Origin of the sequence: Streptomyces kaniharaensis, assembly GCF_009569385.1 — a bacterium.
GTDB lineage: Bacteria > Actinomycetota > Actinomycetes > Streptomycetales > Streptomycetaceae > Kitasatospora > Kitasatospora kaniharaensis.
The window spans coordinates 1,643,418-1,663,341 of sequence record NZ_WBOF01000001.1 but is presented as its reverse complement, the minus strand read 5'-3'; the positions used below and the strand labels follow the sequence as shown (position 1 = coordinate 1,663,341).

General features: G+C 72.9%; 22 protein-coding genes. 17 read left to right on the top strand and 5 right to left on the bottom strand.

Features of this window, described 5'->3' with window-relative positions:
* Window positions 1-17 precede the first annotated feature (17 nt).
* On the top strand, window positions 18-1,256 hold the full coding sequence (gene hemW / locus F7Q99_RS07610; RefSeq protein WP_153460613.1) for a radical SAM family heme chaperone HemW: 1,239 nt from the start codon (window positions 18-20) through the stop codon (window positions 1,254-1,256).
* Window positions 1,240-1,380, top strand: a complete 141-nt coding sequence (locus tag F7Q99_RS07605) for a hypothetical protein (RefSeq protein WP_153460612.1) — start codon at window positions 1,240-1,242, stop codon at window positions 1,378-1,380. Before hemW ends, F7Q99_RS07605 begins: the two co-directional genes overlap by 17 nt.
* Here F7Q99_RS07605 and F7Q99_RS07600 read toward each other — a convergent pair.
* From F7Q99_RS07600 to htpX, 3 genes are all read right to left on the bottom strand, one after another.
* Window positions 1,371-2,204: a DUF3097 domain-containing protein gene (locus F7Q99_RS07600; RefSeq protein WP_153460611.1), complete on the bottom strand. Its 834-nt coding sequence runs from the start codon at window positions 2,202-2,204 to the stop codon at window positions 1,371-1,373. The two genes, F7Q99_RS07605 and F7Q99_RS07600, sit on opposite strands and share 10 nt — an antisense overlap.
* A 45-nt stretch (window positions 2,205-2,249) precedes the next feature.
* Window positions 2,250-2,852: a PspA-associated protein PspAB gene (gene pspAB / locus F7Q99_RS07595; protein WP_326846390.1), complete on the bottom strand. Its 603-nt coding sequence runs from the start codon at window positions 2,850-2,852 to the stop codon at window positions 2,250-2,252.
* A gap of 75 nt (window positions 2,853-2,927) precedes the next feature.
* Complete coding sequence (gene htpX, locus F7Q99_RS07590) at window positions 2,928-3,848, bottom strand: zinc metalloprotease HtpX (protein WP_153460610.1); 921 nt, start codon at window positions 3,846-3,848, stop codon at window positions 2,928-2,930.
* A 287-nt stretch (window positions 3,849-4,135) separates the two neighbouring features.
* Here htpX and hrcA point away from each other — a divergent pair, with 287 nt between their 5' ends.
* The 15 genes from hrcA to era all read left to right on the top strand — a co-directional run bounded on the left by hrcA (window position 4,136) and on the right by era (window position 18,412).
* On the top strand, window positions 4,136-5,170 hold the full coding sequence (hrcA, locus tag F7Q99_RS07585) for a heat-inducible transcriptional repressor HrcA (RefSeq protein ID WP_153460609.1): 1,035 nt from the start codon (window positions 4,136-4,138) through the stop codon (window positions 5,168-5,170).
* Window positions 5,171-5,246: 76 nt separating this feature from the next.
* Window positions 5,247-6,389 carry a molecular chaperone DnaJ gene (gene dnaJ / locus F7Q99_RS07580; RefSeq protein ID WP_326846389.1) on the top strand — a complete coding sequence of 381 codons (1,143 nt, stop codon included), beginning with the start codon at window positions 5,247-5,249 and terminating at the stop codon, window positions 6,387-6,389.
* 96 nt (window positions 6,390-6,485) lie between these two features.
* On the top strand, window positions 6,486-7,235 hold the full coding sequence (locus F7Q99_RS07575; protein WP_153460608.1) for a 16S rRNA (uracil(1498)-N(3))-methyltransferase: 750 nt from the start codon (window positions 6,486-6,488) through the stop codon (window positions 7,233-7,235).
* 86 nt (window positions 7,236-7,321) lie between these two features.
* On the top strand, window positions 7,322-10,591 hold the full coding sequence (locus F7Q99_RS07570) for a S41 family peptidase (protein ID WP_326846388.1): 3,270 nt from the start codon (window positions 7,322-7,324) through the stop codon (window positions 10,589-10,591).
* Window positions 10,592-10,695: 104 nt separating this feature from the next.
* A complete protein-coding gene (locus F7Q99_RS07565; protein ID WP_153460607.1) occupies window positions 10,696-11,373 on the top strand; it encodes an RDD family protein in 678 nt (225 codons plus the stop codon).
* Between the two features lie 60 nt (window positions 11,374-11,433).
* Window positions 11,434-11,787 (top strand): histidine triad nucleotide-binding protein, encoded by a 354-nt coding sequence (locus F7Q99_RS07560; RefSeq protein WP_153460606.1) that lies wholly within the window; start codon window positions 11,434-11,436, stop codon window positions 11,785-11,787.
* Window positions 11,788-11,792: 5 nt separating this feature from the next.
* Window positions 11,793-12,716: a ribonuclease Z gene (locus tag F7Q99_RS07555; protein ID WP_326846387.1), complete on the top strand. Its 924-nt coding sequence runs from the start codon at window positions 11,793-11,795 to the stop codon at window positions 12,714-12,716.
* Window positions 12,717-12,893: 177 nt separating this feature from the next.
* Window positions 12,894-14,027 carry a PhoH family protein gene (locus F7Q99_RS07550; RefSeq protein ID WP_153460604.1) on the top strand — a complete coding sequence of 378 codons (1,134 nt, stop codon included), beginning with the start codon at window positions 12,894-12,896 and terminating at the stop codon, window positions 14,025-14,027.
* A 14-nt stretch (window positions 14,028-14,041) separates the two neighbouring features.
* Complete coding sequence (gene ybeY, locus F7Q99_RS07545; RefSeq protein WP_153460603.1) at window positions 14,042-14,536, top strand: rRNA maturation RNase YbeY; 495 nt, start codon at window positions 14,042-14,044, stop codon at window positions 14,534-14,536.
* Between the two features lie 19 nt (window positions 14,537-14,555).
* Window positions 14,556-15,881 carry a hemolysin family protein gene (locus tag F7Q99_RS07540; RefSeq protein ID WP_326846386.1) on the top strand — a complete coding sequence of 442 codons (1,326 nt, stop codon included), beginning with the start codon at window positions 14,556-14,558 and terminating at the stop codon, window positions 15,879-15,881.
* A gap of 32 nt (window positions 15,882-15,913) precedes the next feature.
* Window positions 15,914-16,150 (top strand): hypothetical protein, encoded by a 237-nt coding sequence (locus F7Q99_RS07535; RefSeq protein WP_153460602.1) that lies wholly within the window; start codon window positions 15,914-15,916, stop codon window positions 16,148-16,150.
* A gap of 35 nt (window positions 16,151-16,185) precedes the next feature.
* Window positions 16,186-16,731 (top strand): DUF4383 domain-containing protein, encoded by a 546-nt coding sequence (locus tag F7Q99_RS07530; protein WP_153460601.1) that lies wholly within the window; start codon window positions 16,186-16,188, stop codon window positions 16,729-16,731.
* 82 nt (window positions 16,732-16,813) lie between these two features.
* Window positions 16,814-17,167 (top strand): cytidine/deoxycytidylate deaminase family protein, encoded by a 354-nt coding sequence (locus tag F7Q99_RS07525; RefSeq protein ID WP_153460600.1) that lies wholly within the window; start codon window positions 16,814-16,816, stop codon window positions 17,165-17,167.
* 99 nt (window positions 17,168-17,266) lie between these two features.
* Complete coding sequence (locus F7Q99_RS07520) at window positions 17,267-17,425, top strand: hypothetical protein (protein WP_153460599.1); 159 nt, start codon at window positions 17,267-17,269, stop codon at window positions 17,423-17,425.
* 57 nt (window positions 17,426-17,482) lie between these two features.
* Window positions 17,483-18,412, top strand: coding sequence for a GTPase Era (gene era / locus F7Q99_RS07515; RefSeq protein ID WP_153460598.1), 930 nt, complete (start codon window positions 17,483-17,485; stop codon window positions 18,410-18,412).
* 39 nt (window positions 18,413-18,451) lie between these two features.
* Here the strand turns inward: era and F7Q99_RS07510 are convergent, their stop codons facing one another.
* On the bottom strand, window positions 18,452-18,718 hold the full coding sequence (locus F7Q99_RS07510) for a protealysin inhibitor emfourin (RefSeq protein WP_153460597.1): 267 nt from the start codon (window positions 18,716-18,718) through the stop codon (window positions 18,452-18,454).
* A 121-nt stretch (window positions 18,719-18,839) separates the two neighbouring features.
* Window positions 18,840-19,862: a M4 family metallopeptidase gene (locus F7Q99_RS07505; protein ID WP_153460596.1), complete on the bottom strand. Its 1,023-nt coding sequence runs from the start codon at window positions 19,860-19,862 to the stop codon at window positions 18,840-18,842.
* Window positions 19,863-19,924: the final 62 nt, after the last annotated feature.

Sequence of the window (19,924 nt, the reverse complement as noted above, 5' to 3'; positions counted from 1 at the left end):
TACGGGACAATGGGGTCATGCCCTCCGCACTTCCCGACGGCGACCCGGTGCCGTCCGACGGTTCCCTGCCCGCGCCCGCCCTCGACGGGATCGGGGCCAGGCCGTTCGGCTTCTACGTGCACGTGCCGTACTGCGCCAGCCGCTGCGGCTACTGCGACTTCAACACCTACACCGCGACCGAGCTGCGCGCGCAGGCCGGACGCGGGCCCGTCGCCACGCAGGAGACCTACGCCGACAACGTGATCGCCGAGATCCGGCTCGCACGGAAGGTGCTCGGCTCCGCGGACGTCCCGGTGCGGACCGTCTTCCTCGGCGGCGGCACCCCCACCCTGCTGCCCGCCCGCGACCTGGTGCGGATGCTCGGCGCGATCCGCGACGAGTTCGGGCTCGCCGACGGCGCCGAGGTCACCACCGAGGCCAACCCCGAGTCCGTCGACCCCGCCTACCTCGCCGAATTGCGCGAGGGCGGCTACAACCGGATCTCCTTCGGCATGCAGAGCGCCCGCCCGCACGTGCTGCGGCTGCTCGACCGCCACCACACCCCGGGCCGCCCCGAGGCCTGCGTCGCCGAGGCCCGCGCGGCCGGCTTCGAGCACGTCAACCTCGACCTCATCTACGGCACCCCCGGCGAGTCCGACGACGACTGGCGGGCCTCCCTGGACGCCGCCATCGGCGCCGGGCCCGACCACGTGTCCGCCTACTCGCTGATCGTCGAGGAGGGCACCCGCCTCGCCGCCCGGGTCAGGCGCGGCGAACTCCCGATGATCGACGACGACGTGCACGCCGACCGCTACCTCATCGCCGAGGAGGCGCTCGCCGCCGCCGGCTACTCCTGGTACGAGGTCTCCAACTGGGCCACCACGCCCGAGGGCCGCTGCCGCCACAACGAGCTGTACTGGACCGGCGCCGACTGGTGGGGTGCCGGCCCCGGCGCCCACAGCCACGTCGGCGGCGTCCGCTGGTGGAACGCCAAGCACCCCGCCGCCTACGCCGCGGCCCTCACCGAGGGCCGCACCCCCGCGCAGGCCCGCGAGATCCTCTCCGACGAGGACCGCCGCGTCGAGCGCATCCTCCTCGAACTGCGCCTCGCCGAGGGCATCCCCCTGACCCTCCTCACCGACACCGGCCGCCAGGCCGCCGACCGGGCCCTCACCGACGGCCTCCTCGCCCCGGAGTCCTACCGGCAGGGACGCGCCGCCCTGACCCTCCAGGGCCGCCTCCTGGCGGACGCGGTCGTCCGTGACCTGGTGGACTGACCCGGTCGTCGAGTCCCTGATCGACCGGATCCCCTCCGAGCGGACCACCGAGTTCGGCGAGCCGATTCCGGTCGATCTGCTGGGCGTCACCCTCGACACCGCCGGGTTCCAGACCTACGCGTGATCCGGAAGCGTCACGAAGTCGATCAACTCCTCGACGCGGCCGAGGAGTTCCGGCTCCAGGTCCTTGTAGGTGTCGACCTTCGAGAGGATGCGCTTCCAGGCGGCGGGGGTGTCGGCGGGCCAGCCGAGGCGGCGGCAGGTGCCCGTCTTCCAGTCCTCGCCGCGGGGAACGGCGGGCCAGGCGGGGATGCCGACGGAGGAGGGCTTCACGGCCTGCCAGATGTCGACGTAGGGGTGGCCGACGACCAGCACGGCATCGCCGGTGACCTGGGCGGCGATGCGGTGCTCCTTGGTGCCGGGGAGCAGGTGGTCGACCAGGACGCCGAGGCGGCGGCCGGGGCCGGGGGCGAAGTCGGCGACGATCGCGGGCAGGTCGTCCACGCCCTCCAGGTACTCGACGACGACGCCCTCGATCCGAAGGTCGTCGCCCCAGACCCGTTCGACGAGCTCGGCGTCGTGCCGGCCCTCGACGTAGATCCGGGACTCACGGGCGACCCGGGCGCGGGCGCCCGGGACGGCGACGGAGCCGGAGGCGGTGCGGCCGGGCCTACGGGAGGGGGCGGGGCCGGTCGGGCGGACCAGGGTGACGACCCGGCCCTCCAGCAGGAAGCCGCGCGGCACCAGGGGGAAGACCCGGTGCTTGCCGAACCGGTCCTCCAGGGTGACGGTGAACCCCTCCGCCGTCCTCTCGCAGCGCACCACCGCCCCGCAGAAGCCGGTGGCGGCCTCCTCGACCACCAGGCCCCGCTCGGCGGGCACCTCCGGGGCGGGGGCCTGCCTCTTCCACGGCGGGGTCAGGTCGGGTCCGTACTGGCGGCTGCGCATGCCGGTGACTATAGGCAGTGACATCCCGAACGGGCGGACGGACCGTCAGAGGCCCGGCGCACCCCAGACCGGGAACCAGCGGCCGAGGTCCTTCTCCAGCCGCAGGTCGTTCCCCAGCATCGCGTTGATCTCCAGCTCCAGCGGGCTGTTGCGCCGCTCCCCGCCGCCGGGCATCGGCGCGAACGGGTAGAACGTGCCGCGCTTGTACAGGTAGACGAGCGCCAGCGACTGCCCCTGCGCGTCGCGGCCCCCCTCGCTTCGATGGAAGCCGACCAGCGAGCAGAGCAGCTGCGGCCCGAAGCCGTTCGCCTCCAGCTCGCTGTTGACCGCGTGCAGGTCGTTGACCAGTTCCGGCAGCTCCTCGGGGGTGTGCCGGGCGAGCAGCCACGAGTAGCCGTAGCCGTCCTTGGACGCCTCCACCGGGACGCCGCCGCGCTCGGTGTCGGCGTCCAGCAGCTCCCGCACCTGCTGCGCGACCTGGCCGAACGCGGCGCCCTCGACGGCCGCGAAGCACACCGAGCCGAGCCCGGTGGGCGTGAACCCGGCCCCGGCCTCCAGGGTGAGGGCGGCCGAGGGCACGCCGAACAGCTGGTCGAGGTCGGGCCTGACGGGCTTGGTTCGGCCGAACAGGGCGTCCAGGAATCCCACGGTGTTCCTTTCGGTTCCTTCACGTCTGGAATCGCGTCCGGAGTCGGGTCCGGAGCGTCGTGTCCGGGGCGGGAGTCAGCGGCCGAGCTCGGCGGAGATCCTGGCCAGCTGCTCCAGCCGCTTCTCCAGCGTCGGGTGGGTGGAGAGCAGCTGGGAGGCGGTGTCCCGGGCGCTCAGCGCCGGGGCGAAGTAGAAGGCGTTGTAGGGCTGGGCCTGGCGCAGGTCCTTGGTGGGGATGGCGGCGATCTGCCCGGTGACCTTGGTGAGGGCGGAGGCGAGCGCGCTGGGCCGGCCGGTGAGCTGGGCGGCGGCGCGGTCGGCGGCGAGTTCCCGGTAGCGGGAGAGCAGCCGGGTGAGCAGGAAGCTGATCGCGTAGACCACCATCGACACCAGCGGGATGACCAGGGCGGCGATGGCCGCGTTCTGGTCGTTGTTGTTGCGCCCGCCGCCCAGGAATCCGCCGTACATCGCGATCCGGGTCATGGCCCCGGCGAGCACGCCGAGGAACCCGGCGATGGTCATCACCGCGACGTCCCGGTGGGCGACGTGCGAGAGCTCGTGCGCGAGCACGCCCTCCAGTTCCTCGGGTTCCAGCCGCCGCAGCAGCCCGGTGGTGACGCACACCACGGCCTTCTGCGGGTTGCGGCCGGTGGCGAAGGCGTTCGGCATGTCGCTGTTGGCGACCGCCACCCGGGGCTTGGGCATGTCGGCGAGGGCGCAGAGCCGGTCGACGGTGCCGTGCAGCTGCGGGTACTCCTGCGGGGTCACCGGGCGGGCCCCCATCGCCCGTTCGGTGATCTTGTCGCTGAACCAGAACTGGGCCACGAAGAGCCCGCCGGAAATCAGCACGATCAGCGGCCAGGCCCCGCGCAGCAGCGCGATCAGCAGGCCGGTGAAGCCGACGTACAGCAACCCGATCACGAACATGGTCCCGACCATCCGGCCGGTGAGGCCCCGGTCGGGCGCGAAACGGGTGTGCTGGCCCGAGCTCGACATCGCTTGCTCCTCCATTCGCCGTCCGCTTTCGATGCTGCCACCCGGACGGGTCCGCGGCACCACCCCGGCGCCGGGAACTGCGGGCAGGATCACCCCTGCCGCGCCGTTCCTGCCGTCGGACCCGGGCCGTACACTGGCAGGTACGGTTCTGGCACTCGTGTGTTCCGAGTGCCAAAGCCGGGGTCCTCCCGGAGCGGCCCGCAGCATGCGTGACCGCGCAGTGACGAACTGCGCGGTACGGACACATGTCACAACGGACAACGTGCGAAGACGGAGGTGCGTGCCCCATGGCCGGTGAGGTCCGCCAGCTGGACGACCGCAAGCTGGCCGTCCTGCGCGCGATCGTCCAGGACTACGTGGGCACCGAGGAGCCGGTCGGCTCCAAGGCCCTGGTGGAACGGCACAACCTCGGCGTGTCCCCGGCCACCGTCCGCAACGACATGGCGGCGCTGGAGGACGAGGGGTACATCCACCAGCCGCACACCAGCGCCGGGCGCATCCCCACCGACAAGGGGTACCGCCTGTTCGTCGACAAGCTCGCCGAGGTCAAGCCGATGAGCGCCCCCGAGCGCCGGGCGATCCGGCACTTCCTGGACGGCGCGGTCGACCTGGACGACGTGGTCGCCCGTACCGTGCGGCTGCTCGCCCAGCTCACCCGGCAGGTCGCCGTGGTGCAGTACCCCTCGCTGACCCGGTCCACCGTGCGGCACATCGAGCTGGTCGCGCTGGCCCCGGCCAAGGTGATGCTGGTCCTGATCACCAACACCGGCCGGGTCGAGCAGCGGACGGTCGACTGCCCGGGCACGATCGGCGAGATCGTCCTGGCGGACCTGCGGGCCCGGATCAACGCGCGGGCCGTCGGTCTGCGCCTGCCGGACGTCCCGGCGGTGCTGGAGGAGCTTCCGGCGATGTTCGAGCAGATCGACCGGCCGGCCGTCAACACGGTCCTCGCCACGCTGTTCGAGGCGCTCGCCGAGCAGAACGAGGAGCGGATCATGCTGGCCGGCACGGCCAACCTGACCCGCTTCGGCCACGACTTCCCGCTCACCATCCAGCCGGTCCTCGAGGCGCTGGAGGAGCAGGTCATCCTGCTCCGCCTCCTGGGTGAGACCACGGACGCCGCGATGACGGTCCGGATCGGGCGGGAGAACGCCTACGAGGGGCTGAATTCCACCTCGGTGGTGTCGGTCGGCTACGGTTCGGGCGACGAGAGCGTGGCCAAACTGGGTGTGATCGGTCCGACCCGGATGGACTACCCGGGCACAATGGGGGCGGTGCGAGCGGTGGCGCGGTACGTGGGCCAGATCCTGGCCGAGTCGTAGCAACAGGCCGCCGTCACACGGGTGACGGCGGTGTCCAGTCGCAGCACTACTACAGGCGGAACAAGCGGAGCATTAGGTGGCCACGGACTACTACGCGGTACTCGGCGTCCGACGGGATGCGGGGCAGGACGAGATCAAGAAGGCGTTCCGGCGCCTGGCACGCGAACTGCACCCGGACGTCAACCCGGACCCGAAGACGCAGGAGCGGTTCAAGGAGATCAACGCCGCCTACGAGGTGCTCTCCGATCCGCAGAAGCGCCAGGTCTACGACCTCGGCGGCGACCCGCTGTCGCCGAGCGGCGGCGGTGGCGCGGGCGGCTTCGGCGCCGGCGCGGCGGGCTTCGGCTTCTCCGACATCATGGACGCCTTCTTCGGCGCCGCGGCCGGCCAGCGCGGGCCGCGCTCGCGCACCCGCCGCGGCCAGGACGCCATGATCCGGCTGGAGATCACCCTGGAGGAGGCCGCCTTCGGCACCACCAAGGAACTCCAGGTCGACACGGCCGTCACCTGCACCACCTGCAGCGGCGAGGGCGCGGCGCCCGGCACCTCCGCGCAGACCTGTGACATGTGCCGCGGCAAGGGCGAGGTCTCCCAGGTCACCCGGTCCTTCCTGGGCCAGGTCATGACCTCCCGCCCCTGCCCGCAGTGCCAGGGCTTCGGCACCGTCGTGCCGACGCCGTGCCCGGAGTGCGCCGGCGACGGCCGGGTCCGCGCCCGCCGCACCCTGACCGTCAAGATCCCGGCCGGTGTCGACAACGGCACCCGGATCCAGCTGGCCGGCGAGGGCGAGGTCGGCCCCGGCGGCGGCCCGGCCGGCGACCTGTACGTCGAGATCGCCGAGACCTCGCACGCCGTCTTCCAGCGGCGCGGGGACGACCTGCACTGCACCGTCACCATCCCGATGACGGCGGCCGCGCTCGGCACCCAGGTGCCGCTGCAGACCCTGGACGGGCTGGAGGAGCTCGACATCCGGCCCGGCACCCAGTCCGGCCAGTCGATCCCGCTGCACGGCCGCGGCATCACGCACCTGCGCGGGGGCGGCCGGGGCGACCTGATAGTGCACGTCGAGGTGCAGACGCCCACCAAGCTCGACGCCGAGCAGGAGGAGCTGCTGCGCCGGCTCGCGGTGATGCGCGGCGAGGAGCGGCCGGCCGGCCAGTTCGCGCCGGGCCAGCAGGGCCTGTTCTCGCGCCTGAAGGACGCGTTCAACGGCCGGTAGCCGTCACCGCGCAGGGGTGCCGGAGATCCGCTCCGGCACCCTTTCGCGTTCCCCTTTCGCGTGGGCGTCCCGCCCCGTCAGCCGGAGGTTCCCCGCATGACCGCCCCCGTGTTCGTCGTCGAGACCGGGCGCCTCGCCGCCGCCGCGCCCGGGGCCGTGGTGCGGCTGGACGGGCCGGAGGGGCGGCACGCCGCGGCGGTGAAGCGGCTGGAGCCCGGCGAGGCGGTGACCCTGGCCGACGGGCTGGGGCTCGGCGTGGACGGGACGGTCGCGGAGGTGCTCGGCAAGGACGCGATCGACGTGGCGGTGGCCGCCGTCCGCCGCGAGCCGGAGCCGGCGCCGCGGATCGTCGTCGTCCAGGCGCTGCCCAAGGGCGACCGCGGCGAGCTGGCCGTGGAGACCATGACCGAGGTCGGCGTGGACGTGGTGATCCCGTGGGCCGCCTCGCGCTGCATCACCCAGTGGAAGGGCGACCGGGGCGCCAAGGCGCTCGCCAAGTGGCGGGCCACCGCCCGGGAGGCGGGCAAGCAGTCCCGCCGGCTGCGCTTCCCCGAGGTGCGCGAACTGATGACCACGCGCCAGCTGGCGCCCCTCCTGGCCGGGGCCGCCTTCGCCGCCGTCCTGCACGAGGAGGGCGCCGAGCCGCTGGCGCTGGCCGCGCTGCCGCCGGCCGGGGACATCGTGCTGGTGGTCGGCCCCGAGGGCGGCGTGTCCCCGGAGGAGCTGGCCGTCTTCGCCGAGGCGGGCGCCAGGCCCTACCGGCTGGGCGCGTCGGTGCTGCGCACCTCCACCGCCGGGGTGGCCGCCGGGGCGCTGCTGCTGGGTCGCACCGGCCGCTGGGCCTGACGGCGGGCGCCGGGGCCGACGACGGCGGGGGTGAGAGTCCGGGAAAAGCCGCGCATCTCGTGCGCACACGTGCTTACGCTGGCCGCGTGACGGAACCCCTCAGCACCTTCGCGGGCGCGTATCTGCGCCACCCTCATCTGCACGGTGACCTGGTCACCTTCGTCGCCGAGAACGACGTCTGGCTCGCGCCGCTGGACGGGGGCCGGGCCTGGCGCCTGACGGCCGATCACCTGCCCGTCCACCACCCGCGGTTCTCCCCGGACGGACGGCACATCGCCTTCACCTCCACCCGGGACGGCGCGCCCGAGGTGCACGTCGTGCCGGTGGACGGCGGCCCGTCCCGGCGGCTCACCCACTGGGGCAGCGACCAGACCCAGCTCCAGGGCTGGACCGCCGACGGGCGCCCGATCGCCACCACCACCGCCGGGCAGGCCACCCTGCGCCGCACCTGGGCGCACGCGGTGCCGCTGGACGGCGGCGAGCCGGTGCGGCTGCCGTACGGGCCGGTCGGCGGGCTGGCGTTCGAGCCGGGCGGCGACAGGGTGCTGCTGAGCACCGTCAACAACCGCGAGCCGGCCTGGTGGAAGCGCTACCGGGGCGGCCGGGCGGGCAAGCTGTGGATCGGCCTGGACGAGTTCGCCCGGATCCACGAGGACCTCGACGGCCAGCTCTCCTCGCCCCTGTGGGTGGCCGGTCCTGACGGCGGGCAAGGCGGGCACGGCGGCAGGATCGCCTTCCTCTCCGACCACGAGGGCGTCGGCGAGCTGTACTCCAGCCTCCCCGACGGCTCGGACCTGCGCCGCCACACCACCTCCCCGGACGGCTTCTACGCCCGCAATGCGGCCTCCGACGGCGCCCGGGTGGTCTGGCACCGGGCCGGCGACCTGTGGCTGCTGGACGGCCTGGCGGAGGACGCCGAGCCGCGCCGCCTGGACGTCCGGCTGGCCGGGCCCCGCACCGGCCGCCGCCCCCGCCCGGTGACGGCCGCGCACTGGCTGGAGAGCGTCGCCCCGGACCGCACCGGCCGGGCCAGCGCCGTCGTGGTGCGCGGCGGCGTGCACTGGCTGACCCACCGCGAGGGCCCGGCCCGGGTGCTGGACGAGACGCCGGGCGTGCGCAGCCGGCTGGCCCGGGTGGTGCCGGGCGAGGACGGCGCGCAGGGCGTGCTGTGGGTGTCGGACGCCGAGGGCGAGGACGGGCTGGAGTTCGCCCCGGCGGTGCAGGGCGCCGAGCGGCGCCGGCTGGCGGCCGGGCGGCTCGGCCGGGTCAACTCCCTGGTGGTCTCCCCGGACGGCAAGCAGGCGGCGCTGGGCGTGCACGACGGCCGGGTGCTGCTGGTGACGCTCGCCGACGGCGCCGTGCACGAGCTGGCCCGCAGCACCGACGGCGAGGTCAGCGGGCTGGCGTTCAGCCCCGACTCGGCCTGGCTGGCCTGGTCGCGCCCGGTGCCGGGCACCGGCGCCTGGTCGCTGCGCCAGATCGTGCTGGCCAACCTGGCCACCCGGACGGTCAGCGAGGTCACCCAGCAGCGCTTCGTCGACACCTCGCCGGCCTTCACCGTGGACGGCCGGTACCTGGCGTTCCTGTCGATCCGCAACTTCGACCCGGTCTACGACTCGCACGTCTTCGACCTGTCGTTCCCCAACGGCTGCCGCCCGTACCTGATCACGCTGGCCGCCGACACGCCGTCCCCGTTCGGCCCGCAGCGCGCCGGGCGGGCGCCCGGCGGCGAGGACGACGAGCCGCGCGGCAAGAAGGCGGACGGCGAGGAGGGCGCCGCCGAGGCCCCGCCGGTGACCAGGGTCGACCTGGACGGCATCGCCGACCGGATCGTCCCGTTCCCGGTCGAGGGCGGCCGGTTCGGCAGCCTCCGGGCGGGCAAGGACGGCGTGCTGTGGACGAGGGTCCCGCTGCTGGGCGAACTCGGTGACGAGGCGGCCTCGTTGGAGGACGAGCGGCCCCGGCCCACGCTGGAGCGGTTCGACCTGAGGAAGCGCCGCGCCGAGCAACTCGTGGACGGCCTGGACGGGTTCGCGGTCAGCGGGGACGGCACCCGGCTGGCGGTCCTGGACGAGGGCGAGCTGCGGATCGTCCCCGCCGACCACAAGGCGGGCGGCGAGGACGACGAGACGGCCGTCGACCTCGCCCGGCTGCGGGTGACCATCGACCCGGCCGCCGAGTGGCGCCAGATGTACGCCGAGAACGGCCGGCTGATGCGCGACAACTTCTGGCGCCCGGACCTCTCCGGCGTCGACTGGGCCGGTGTCCTGGACCGCTACCGGCCGCTGGTCGAGCGGGTCGGCTCGCACGACGACCTGATCGACCTGCTCTGGGAGGTGCACGGCGAACTCGGCACCTCGCACGCCTACGTGGTGCCGTACGGCCCGCACACCGAGCCCGCGCGGCGGCAGGGCCTGCTCGGCGCCGACCTGGTCAAGGACGGCGACCTGTGGCGGATCGCCCGGATCCTGCCGGGCGAGTCCTCCGACCCGCGGGCCCGCTCGCCGCTGGCCGCGCCCGGCGCGGCGATCCGCCCCGGGGACGCGGTCCTCGCCGTCAACGGCCGCCCGGTCGACCCGGTCACCGGCCCGGCGCCGCTGCTGGCCGGCACCGCCGGGCAGCCCGTCGAGCTCACGGTGGCCGGCAAGGACGGCACCGACCAGCGCCACCCGGTGGTCGTCCCGCTCGCCGACGAGGAGCCGCTGCGCTACCACGACTGGGTGGCCGGGCGCCGGGCCGAGACGCGCGAGCTGTCCGGCGGGCGGCTCGGCTACCTGCACATCCCCGACATGCAGACCACCGGCTGGGCGCAGATCCACCGCGACCTGCGCTCGGAGATGGCCAAGGAAGGCGTGATCGTCGACATCCGGGAGAACCGCGGCGGCCACACCTCGCAGCTGGTGATCGAGAAGCTGGCCCGCCGGATCGTCGGCTGGGACGTCGCCCGGGACATCGCCAGCCCGGTGCCCTACCCCGGCGACGCCCCGCGCGGGCCCGTCGTCGCGCTCGCCAACGAGTACTCCGGTTCGGACGGCGACATCGTCAACGCCGCGATCCAGGCGCTCAAGCTCGGCCCGGTGGTCGGCACCCGGACGTGGGGCGGCGTGATCGGCATCGACAGCCGCTACCGGCTGGTCGACGGCACCCTGGTCACCCAGCCCAAGTACGCGTTCTGGCTGGAGAACTACGGCTGGGGCGTGGAGAACCACGGCGTCGACCCGGACGTCGAGGTGCCGATCGCGCCGCACCAGTGGGCCGCGGGGGAGGACCCGCAGCTGGCCGAGGGCGTGCGGATCGCCCTCGCCGCGCTCGACCGGACCCCGGCCCGGACGGCGCCGCCGCTGCCCTGGGAGTAGCCGGGCGTGCGCCGCGGAGCGGGAAGTCGGACGGGCCGACCTCCCGCTCCGGGCTGTGGGTAGGATGCGGGGCTGTTCTTGATCGACAGCTCACGGGGGAGCGCATGGCACAGGGCTATCCGCAGCCGCAGCAGCCGTACTACGGGCAGCAGCCGCCGCAGCAGCAGTACGGCTATGGTCCCAACCCGTACGCGCAGCAGCCTCAGCCGCAGCCGTACCCGGCGCAGGGGTACCAGCAGCAGCCGCAGCCGTACCCGCCGCAGGGCTACCAGCAGCCGTACGCGCAGCCCGAGCCGCCGCCGTGCCCCGAGGAGGCGTACGCCGGGCGGCGCTTCCTGGCGATCGTGCTCGACTTCTTCCTCGCCCTCAGCGCAGGCTTCGCCGCCGCCGTCGCCACCGACGCCGCGCGCGAGGCCAAGCCCGCCGTGCACGCGGCCGGCCACGCCGCCCAGCACGGCGGCGGCATCGGGGTGGTGCCGTTCTGGGTGGCGTTCCTGGGCGTCGGCCTGCTCGTCTCCTTCCTCAACCAGGTGGTGCTCGCCCGGCTCACCGGCTTCAGTGTGGGCAAGGGGATCCTGGCCATGCGGGTGGTGCGCCGCAAGGGCGTCATGCGCCCCAACATGTGGCGGCTGACGCGGCGTTGGCTGATCGGCTTCATCATCCTGGCGGTGATGTTCCTGGACGAGGACTTCGACGTGTCCGAGGGGGACGTCGTCGGCATGCGCTCGGTGCGCTGGAAGCACCTGCAGGAGTACCAGCAGGCCACCGGGCGGCTCGGCTAGGCTGCGCCCGTACAAGCACCAGCAAACAAGCACCAGCAAACGGACCCAGAGGAGAAGCCAATGGCCGGCGAGCCGCAGTCCGACTGCCTGTTCTGCAAGATCGTGGCGGGCGAGATCCCGGCGACCGTGGTGCGCAAGACCGAGCGCATGCTCGCCTTCCGCGACATCGCCCCGAAGGCCCCCGTGCACGTCCTGGTCATCCCGCACGTCCACTACCCGAACGCCGCCGAGCTGGCCGCAGCCGAGCCGGAGCTCGCCGGTGAACTCCTCGCCGAGGCGGGTGCGGTGGCCAAGGACGAGGGTCTCCAGGACTACCGTCTGATCTTCAACACCGGGGCCGGCGCGGGCCAGACCATCTTCCACGCGCACGTCCACGTGCTCGGCGGCAAGCCGATGACCGAGCGCATGGTCTGACGCACGTGTCCCAGCGCGAACTCGTCGTCCTCGGCACCGCCAGCCAGGTGCCCACCCGGCACCGCAACCACAACGGCTACCTGCTCCGCTGGGACGGCGAGGGCCTGCTGTTCGACCCCGGCGAGGGCACCCAGCGGCAGATGCTGCACGCCGGGGTCTCGGCCACCCAGATCACCCGGATCGCCGTGACGCACTTCCACGGCGACCACTGCCTGGGCCTCGCCGGGGTGATCCAGCGGATCAACCTGGACCGCGTCCCGCACCCGGTCGACGTCTACTTCCCGGCCTCCGGCGAGGTCTACTTCGAGCGGCTGCGGCACGCCACCGCCTACCACGAGACGGCCGTGCTGCGGCCGCGGCCGATCGACGAGCCCGGCCCGCTGCCCGCGCCCGGCGCGCGCTTCGCGCTGGACGCCGTCCGGCTCTCCCACCCCGTCGAGTCGTTCGGCTACCGCCTGTCCGAGCCGGACGGCCGCCGGCTGGTGCCCGAACGCCTCGCCGCCCTCGGCGTCTTCGGCCCCGCGGTCGGCCGGCTCCAGCACGAGGGCGCGATCGAGGTGGACGGCCGGAGGGTCACCCTGGACGAGGTCAGCGAGCCCCGGATCGGCCAGCGGTTCGCGTTCGTGATGGACACCCGGCTCTGCGACGGCGTGCACGAACTCGCCGAGGGTGCCGACCTGCTGGTCGTCGAGTCCACCTTCACCGACGCCGACGCCCACCTCGCCGACGACCACGGCCACCTCACCGCCGGGCAGGCCGCCAAGGCCGCCGCCGAGGCCGGGGTGCGCACCCTGGTGCTGACCCACTTCTCCCAGCGCTACCCCGACCTCGGCCAGCATCTCGCCGACGCCCGCAAGCACTTCGACGGCCACCTGGTGCTCGCCGCCGACCTCGCCCGGGTGCCGGTCCCGGCCCGCCGCCAGGCGTGAGCCCGGCGCGCGGCCCGGGAAAAGGGCTCGCGCCGTCCCACGATCTGCCGGAGCATCGACGGGTGCGGCCCCGCCGCCCGCCGCAGCGATCACGCTCGCGGCGTACCCTGGTGCCCCGGAGAGACCGAGCGGCACACGACACCACGGATGGGATGAGGCAGGCCCCAGCGCCGACCTATGAGTGACACATCGCAGACCCGTACCGACGGACAGTCGCGCCCCGAACCGGCCGAGGACGGCCGCGTCAGCGCCCGGATCGTCATCCCCGAGAAGCACCCGATGGTCACCCTGCTCGGTACCGCGGACTCGTTGCTGCGCGTGATCGAGAAGGGCTTCCCCGCCGCCGACATCCACGTCCGCGGCAACGAGGTGACCACCACCGGAGCGCGCGCCGAGGTCGCCCTCGTCCAGCGGCTCTTCAACGAGATGATGCTGGTGCTGCGCACCGGCCAGCCCCTGACGGAGGACGCCGTGGAGCGTTCCATCGCCATGCTCCGCAGCGCGGAGGAGGACCCGGACAGCCCGGCTCCCTCCCAGGTGTTCACCGCGAACATCCTGTCCAACCGGGGCCGTACGATCCGCCCCAAGACGCTCAACCAGCAGCGCTACGTCGAGGCGATCGACAAGCACACCATCGTCTTCGGCCTCGGCCCGGCCGGCACCGGCAAGACCTACCTCGCGATGGCCAAGGCCGTCCAGGCCCTCCAGGCCAAGGAGGTCAACCGGATCATCCTGACCCGCCCGGCGGTCGAGGCGGGGGAGCGGCTCGGCTTCCTGCCCGGCACCCTCTACGAGAAGATCGACCCGTACCTGCGCCCGCTGTACGACGCGCTGCACGACATGATGGACCCGGACTCCATCCCGCGCCTCATGGCGGCCGGCACCATCGAGGTCGCCCCGCTCGCGTACATGCGCGGCCGGACCCTCAACGACGCCTTCATCATCCTGGACGAGGCCCAGAACACCTCGCCCGAGCAGATGAAGATGTTCCTCACCCGCCTCGGGTTCAACTCCCGGGTGGTGGTCACCGGCGACACCAGCCAGATCGACCTCCCGGGCGGTACCCGCAGCGGCCTCAAGGTCGTCCAGGAGATCCTGGCCGACGTCCCCGACATCCACTTCTCCGTCCTCACCAGCAACGACGTGGTCCGCCACAAGCTGGTCGGCCGGATCGTGGACGCGTACGAGCGCTGGGACGCCCGGCAGGAGGCCGACGAGAACGCTCCGGCCGCCCGCAAGCCCGCCCAGCGGCGCCCCGGTAAGACGACCGCGGCGCGCGCACCCCGACAGTCCCATCGCACCGAAAGCTGAGTAAGCAGCCCGTCATGTCGATCGACATCGCCAATGAGTCCGGTTGGGACGCCGACGAGGAAGCCATCCTCGACGTCGCCCGCTTCGCCCTGGACAAGATGCGGATCCACCCGCAGTCCGAACTGTCCGTGATCCTGGTGGACGGTGCGGCGATGGAGGAGCTGCACATCCAGTGGATGGACCTGCCCGGGCCCACCGACGTGATGTCGTTCCCGATGGACGAGCTGCGCCCCGGCAAGGAGGGCGAGGAACTGCCGCAGGGTCTGCTCGGCGATATCGTGCTCTGCCCCGAGGTCGCCGAGCAGCAGGGCAAGGCGGCCCCGTCCCAGCACTCGATGGACGAGGAGCTCCAGCTGCTCACCGTCCACGGGGTGCTGCACGTCCTCGGCTACGACCACGAGGAGCCCGAGGAGGAGGAAGAGATGTTCGCCCTCCAGAAGCGGATCCTGGACGACTGGCGGGCGGGCCGGGGCCTCGGCGGCATCTCCCCGGCCCCCACCACCCACTGAGCGCGGAGCCCGAACCCCTGTGAGTGGTGAAAGTACGAGCTTCATCCTCGGTGCCGTGCTGCTCGTGGTGCTCGGCTGGCTGGCCGCGTGCGCCGAGGCGGGCATCTCCCGGGTCTCCCGGTTCCGGGCGGAGGAGGCCGTGCGGTCCGGGCGGCGCGGCTCGGCGCGGCTGCTGACCCTCGCCTCCGACCCGATCCGCTACCTCAACCTGGCCACCCTGATCCGGGTGGCCAGCGAGATGGCGGCGGCCGTCCTGGTCACCGTGGTGTGCGTGCGCAACGTCCACCCGACCTGGCAGGCCGTGCTGCTGGCGTTCGGCGTGATGGTGCTGGTGTCCTTCGTGGCGGTGGGTGTCTCCCCGCGCACGATCGGGCGCCAGCACCCGCTGACCACCTCGACCGCCGCCTCCTTCGTGCTGTTGCCACTGGCCGCCGTGCTCGGCCCGATCCCGCGACTGCTGATCCTGCTCGGCAACGCGCTCACGCCCGGCAAGGGCTACCGCGAGGGGCCGTTCGCCTCCGAGGCGGAGCTGCGCGCCCTGGTCGACCTCGCCGAGAAGGACGACCTGATCGAGGACGAGGAGCGCCGGATGGTGCACTCGGTCTTCGAGCTGGGCGACACCATCGTCCGCGAGGTGATGGTGCCGCGCACCGACCTGGTCATGATCGAGCGGCACAAGACCGTCCGGCAGGCGTTGACCCTGGCGCTGCGCTCGGGCTTCTCGCGCATCCCGGTGGTCGGCGACAACGAGGACGACGTGGTCGGCATCGTCTACCTCAAGGACCTCGTCCGGCGCACCCACATCAACCGGGAGGCGGAGGCCGAGGAGGTCGGCGCGGTGATGCGTCCGGCCGTCTTCGTCCCGGACTCCAAGCCGGCCGGCGACCTGCTGCGCGAGATGCAGCAGCGCCGCTCGCACGTGGCGATCGTGATCGACGAGTACGGCGGCACGGCCGGCCTGGTCACCATCGAGGACATCCTGGAGGAGATCGTCGGCGAGATCACCGACGAGTACGACCGGGAGATAGCGCCGGTGGAGGACCTCGGAGACGGCTCGTACCGGATCACCGCCCGGCTGCTGGTAGAGGATCTGGGCGAGCTGTTCGGCATCGAGCTGCAGGACGAGGACGTCGAGACCGTCGGCGGCCTGCTCGCCAAGCACCTCGGCCGGGTGCCGATCCCCGGCTCGGCCTGCGAGATCCCGCTGCCCGAGCCCGCCGACACCGGCCTGACCGGGATCCTGCTGACCGCCGAGAGCTCGGCGGGCCGCCGCAACCGGATCGGCTCCATGGTCGCCACCCCGGTCCGCCGCACCGAGGACGCCGAGGACGAGTCCGGCGAGTAGCGGGTGCGCGGCCGCGGGGCCACCATGAGGGCATGACGCATCAACTTCGCGCGGAGTACGGCCCTCAGGGGGCGGCCGGCGGGGTCAAGGTCTGGCACGTGGTGCGGGACGGCGACCTCTCGACGGCGCTCTGCGGCCGCACGATGCCCGACGACGCCGAGACGCGGCCCGAGGAGGAGTGGGGCACCGGGCTGCGCTGCTGCCAGCAGTGCGGCTCGCTCTACATGCACGAGGTGCCGCACATGCAGGGAAGCCATCCGTACAGCTAGGCCGGGCACTGCCCGGCCGGGCCCAGGAGGTCGCCATGAAGCTGCAAGACGAACTGCCCGTCGACCACAAGCTGCTCATGGTCTGGCGGATCGGAGCGGGGCTCGGAGGGGTCTTCCTGATCGTGTTCGGGGCTCTGGGGCTTGCCGACCACCCGGGCTTCCTGGACACGAAGGGTGACGAGATCGCGGGGCTGTCGACCAACGGCGCGCTGGCCGTCCTGTCCATCGTGGTGGGCGCGATCCTGGTGATCGGGGCGGTGATCGGCGGCAACTTCGCCTCCAACCTGAACATGGTGGTCGGCGTGCTGTTCGTCCTCTCCGGCTTCTACGGCCTGACCGTGCTCGGGCGACCGGACGCGAACATCCTCAACTTCCGGATGTCGAACGTGCTGTTCGCGTTCATCTTCGGGATCGTCGTGACGACCTTCGGCATGTACGGCCGGGTGAGCAGCCACCTGCCGCACGACAACCCGTTCTGGCGCCGGCGGATCAGGGCGGAGGAGCCGATGCCGTCCGGTCCGAAGACCTTCGTCAAGATCCTCCACCCGAACCCGGGGCCGACCCGCCCGGTCGGCCACTGAGACCCTCGGTCACTGACACCCTCGGTCGCTGAGAGCCTAGTTCTTTGGATCCGGTGCACCCGCGGCGTCCTATGCTCGGCGCATGAGTGACATCGTCGAGCTCGACCCCGAGGACAAGAAGATCATCACCCTGGCCCGCTCGGCCCGCGCCCGCAACGGCGTCCCCGAGGGGGCCGCGGTGCGTGACGAGACCGGCCGGACGTACGTGGCCGGGACGGTCGCGCTGGAGTCGCTGCGGCTGAGCGCGCTGCAGACGGCGGTCGCGATGGCGGTGGCCAGCGGCGCGAAGTCGCTGGAGGCGGCGGCCGTGGTGACCGAGGCGCAGGAGCCGGCCGAGGCCGATCTGGCGGCCGTGCGGGACCTCGGCGGGGCCGGGACGCCGGTGCTGCTGGCCGGCCCGGACGGGACGCTGCGGGTGACGGCCGAGGCCCGCTGAGTCCTGCCGGGGCTCGTTCGTGGGGGCAGCGGCCCGGCGAGCCTCTGTGTGTTCGGCGGATAATCTCACCGGAGAGGCTTCGGTGAGGGGGCTGGGTACATGGGGGCGATGGCGTTCTTCGCCGGGCTGCTGCTGTTCGTGATGGGGATGGGCAAGTGGCAGGAGACCGGCTCGCCCTGGTGGCTCGGCGGCTCGCTCGCCTTCCTCCTGCTGCTGGTGATCGCGGCACTCACCTCACGGGGCGACGACAAGGGCTGACACCGGGTGTGGTGGGCCCGGACGGCGCGGCTTCGGCCATCAGGGAGAATGGACGGCATGAGTGCCCCTTCCTCCCCGTACCGATCCGGCTTCGCGTGCTTCGTCGGCCGGCCCAACGCGGGCAAGTCGACCCTGACCAACGCCCTGGTGGGGACGAAGGTCGCGATCACCTCCGACCGCCCGCAGACCACCCGGCACACCGTGCGCGGCATCGTCCACCGCCCGGACGCCCAGCTCGTCCTGGTCGACACCCCCGGCCTGCACAAGCCCCGCACCCTGCTCGGCGAGCGTCTCAACGACCTGGTCCGCAGCACCTGGGCCGAGGTCGACGTGATCGGCTTCTGCCTGCCCGCCGACCAGAAGCTCGGCCCCGGCGACAGGTTCATCGCCAAGGAGCTCGCCGAGATCAAGAAGACCCCCAAGGTCGCCATCGTCACCAAGACCGACCTGGTCGACTCCAAGCGGCTGGCCGAGCAGCTGATCGCCGTCCACCAGCTCGGTGTGGAGCTGGGCATCGAGTGGGCCGAGATCATCCCGGTGTCGGCCGTCGGCGACAAGCAGGTCGACCTGGTCGCCGAGCTGATCACCAAGCTGCTGCCGGAGGGCATGCCGCTCTACCCGGACGGCGACCTCACCGACGAGCCCGAGCTGATCATGGTCGCCGAGCTGATCCGCGAGGCCGCGCTGGAGGGCGTGCGGGACGAGCTGCCGCACTCGCTGGCCGTCGTGGTCGAGGAGATGCTGCCGCGCGAGGGCCGCCCGGCGGACCGTCCGCTGCTGGACATCCACGCGAACGTCTACATCGAGCGGCAGAGCCAGAAGGCGATCGTGATCGGCGCCAAGGGCTCGCGGCTCAAGCACGTCGGCACGACGGCGCGCAAGCACATCGAGGCGCTGCTCGGCACGCCGGTCTACCTGGACCTGCACGTCAAGGTGGCCAAGGACTGGCAGCGCGACCCGAAGCAGCTGCGCAAGCTGGGGTTCTGAGCCGAGGGCGCGGCCGCGCCGACCCGCGCCGTGCGGGGGCTACGCGCCCTCGCGCAGCACCAGCGACACCAGCTCGCGCTGCGAGTCGGTGAGCTTCGGGTCGGCGCAGTGGACCGTCCGGCCGTCGACGGTGATCTCGTAGTGGAAGCCGTCCGGCACCCCGTACGACGGGGCCCGCAGCCCGCCCGCGACGGCCTCGCGGGCGAGTGCGTGGACGTGCGGGGCGTCCGTACGTTCGGCGGTGTCGAGCTCCGCGCGGCGGACGATTCCCGCGAGGCCGCCGGTCCGGGTCACCTGGATGCGCATGGTGTCCATGGTGCTGCGTGACGATGGGGTTTGCCGGGCTTTTCCCGGACCGTGACCTTGAGCCCGGCTCAACCGGGTCTCACCCGGTGTCGAACCCGCGTGCGCAGCCCGGGAGTTGCCGTCAGCCCGGGCTGACGCCGACCTGCGCCCAGGACGCCGTCACGGTGTCCGCCACCGACGGCTGGTCGGCGTAGCGGGCCCTGGCGGCGGCCACGGTGGCCCGGGCGAAGGCGGTGAAGTCGGCGTCGGCGGGCAGCCGCCGGCCGGTCAGCGCGTCGTACCAGATCCGCCCGGCGCGATCCCAGGCTCTGCCGCCGAGCGCGGTGGCCAGCAGGTAGAACGCGTGGTTGGGGATGCCGGAGTTGATGTGCACGCCGCCGTTGTCCTCGGAGGTCTGCACGTAGTCGCGCAGGTGCGCGGGCTGCGGGTCCTTGCCGAGCCGCGGGTCGTCGTAGGCGGTGCCCGGCGCCTTCATCGAGCGCAGCGCCACGCCCTGGACGCCGGGGGCCAGCAGCCCGGCGCCGATCAGCCAGTCGGCGTCGGCGGCGTCCTGGCGCAGCGCGTACTGCTTGACCAGCGAGCCGAAGACGTCGGAGACCGACTCGTTGAGCGCGCCGGGCTGGTCGTGGTACTCCAGGCCGGCGGTGAACTGGGTGACGCCGTGGGTGAGTTCGTGACCGATGACGTCGATGCAGGCGGTGAAGTCGCCGAAGATCTCGCCGTCGCCGTCGCCGAAGACCATCCGGTGGCCGTCCCAGAAGGCGTTGTCGTAGTGCTGGCTGTAGTGCACGGTGGCGTCCAGGCGCATCCCCTGGTCGTCGATCGAGTGGCGGCCGTAGGCGTCGGCGTACAGCCCGAAGGTGGCGCCGAGGCCGTCGTAGGCGTGGTTGACGGACGGGTCGGCGACCGGGGTCTGGCCCTCGGTGCGGGCGGTCCGACCGGGCAGCTTCCGGGCGTGGCCGGCGTCGCAGACGACCCGGCTGAGGGCGGTGCCGCCCGGGGTGGGCGCCGGCACGGCGAGGCGGGCGGCGCGGTGGGCGGCGTCGAGGACGAGGGAGCGGACGGCGGGCTCGTGACCGGCTTCGGCGAGGCGGTCGAGGACGTACGGCGGGACGATCGAACAGAACGGCGTCGCAGCAGTCATGTGGCCCAGAGTGAGGCCTTGATGACCAGTTGTCACCGGCGCGGACGTAACCGGAAGCGCCG